This is a genomic window from Paraburkholderia sp. BR14320 (genome assembly GCF_040948665.1).
GTDB lineage: Bacteria > Pseudomonadota > Gammaproteobacteria > Burkholderiales > Burkholderiaceae > Paraburkholderia > Paraburkholderia youngii.
Window position 1 is genome coordinate 1 of record NZ_JBFPKG010000357.1, and the last position, 255, is coordinate 255.

General features: G+C 56.5%; 1 protein-coding gene. It reads right to left on the minus strand.

All coding sequences use genetic code 11. From position 1 onward, the window contains the following. The coding region (locus AB3X89_RS40635) for a LysR family transcriptional regulator (RefSeq protein WP_368588110.1) at positions 1-193 on the minus strand (193 nt) is incomplete at its 3' end. Positions 194-255 lie beyond the last annotated feature (62 nt).

A 255-nucleotide genomic window follows, 5' to 3' on the forward strand; every position in this document is an offset into this window, starting at 1 on the left:
CCCCGGCGTCCGACAGTTGCATGCTTCGCGTCGAACGGGTGAACAGGCGCGTGTCCAGCGCCTTTTCGAGTCGCTGCACTGACGCACTCGCATGGGCGGGCGCGATATTCAACTGGCGCGCCGCCTCCGAGAAGCTGCCGTAGTCCACCGTGTGCACGAAGATCTGGACGTCATCGAGTCGAATCATTTTCATTGAAATGCCGAAACTGTTTGAGCTTGGCGCGTATTTATCCGTATATCGACGAAAGATAACAT